We start from the raw sequence: 1,210 nt of genomic DNA, 5'->3' as shown, positions 1-1,210 counted from the left end.
ATCTTGGTCCGGCCATAGACCGTCTTCATGTCGTTGGTTCGGCTTTCGAGCCTGACGTTGCCTAGCGGTGCGATGATTTCTTCGACGCGCGCGCGGTGATCGTCTGCAAGCTTCCAGCTTTCGACAAACAGGAAGGGAATGTCGGGACAGCGCCCGGCGATACGAACGGCGAGCTCGAAGCCCTTTTCCTCGTAGGGGTTTATCAGCGTGACGAATTCGCCTGTCGTGGGCGTGTTGTAGTGCGCCGGATTGATCGTTGGTGGGATGACCGTCGAATCAATGCCGAACCGTTGCCCGTAGGTGCGCGCGGTGAACTCCGAATTGGCGATGTACTGCGCCGACCGCAGTTCGCTGAGATCACCGCCCAGTTCGTGGAACTCGACGTTCCTGAGATAGACGACGAGGGGGATACCCTGGGCTTCAAGCGCCTTGCCGATCGGAACCGACTTGTGACACTGAACCACCGCGACATCGGGTTTCAGCTTTTGCACGGCGAAGTCAGCGGCCTCCCACGGGAACCAGGCACGAACCACGGGATAGCCGGGAAACGTGTCGATGACGGCACGCTGCCCGAGCAGCTTCATCTTGGCCCTGGCCTTGAAGCCGAACATGCCGTCGCCAAACAGGGCGGCAAGCACCGAGGCCTCGTGGCCATGCGCGCGCAGCTGTTCGACCAGATGATGCGTGCTCGACTGCACGCCACCGCTGAATTCGGGCGTATAGCCGTTGCCTCCGGCAAAAAGAACCCTCATGCGGCCAGCTCCTTTGCCACTCGCCCATCCCTCTCGCCAGCCTTGCGCCCGATGGAGATGTAGTCGATGCCGTGGCGGACGAGCACGCGCGGGTCGTAGAGATTGCGGCCGTCGAAGATCACGGGCGTCGAAAGCGCCTGCTTGATCACTTCGAAGGACGGCGCGCGGAAATTCTTCCACTCGGTGGCGATCAGCAGCGCATCGGCGCCACGCAGCGCCGCCTCCTTGGTGCCGCAGAGCAAAAGGTCGTCGCGCTGGCCGTAGATGGTCTGCGCCTCCTGCATCGCCTCGGGATCATAAGCCTGGACCTTGGCCCCGGCCGCCCACAGCGCCTCCATCAGTACGCGRCTCGGCGCCTCGCGCATGTCGTCGGTGTTGGGCTTGAAGGCGAGCCCCCACAAGGCAAAGGTTTTTCCCGCGAGATCGCCGTTGAAATAGGCCGCGAGCTTGTCGAACAG

Annotated in this window: 2 protein-coding genes; both read right to left on the bottom strand. The window is 62.4% G+C overall.

Going from position 1 to position 1,210, the window contains the following annotated elements; all coding sequences use genetic code 11:
- Positions 1-752, bottom strand: a 752-nt coding sequence (locus tag AC1DUU_RS32470) for a glycosyltransferase (RefSeq protein ID WP_476787395.1), incomplete at its 3' end; no start/stop codon positions are given.
- Positions 749-1,210, bottom strand: a 462-nt coding sequence (locus tag AC1DUU_RS32465) for a UDP binding domain-containing protein (protein WP_476787394.1), incomplete at its 5' end; no start/stop codon positions are given. The genes AC1DUU_RS32465 and AC1DUU_RS32470, both read right to left, overlap by 4 nt.

The organism is Aminobacter sp. P4_H6_2 (assembly GCF_056400805.1).
The sequence above is the reverse complement of the archived record's forward strand: the minus strand, read 5'-3'. Positions and strand labels throughout refer to the sequence as shown.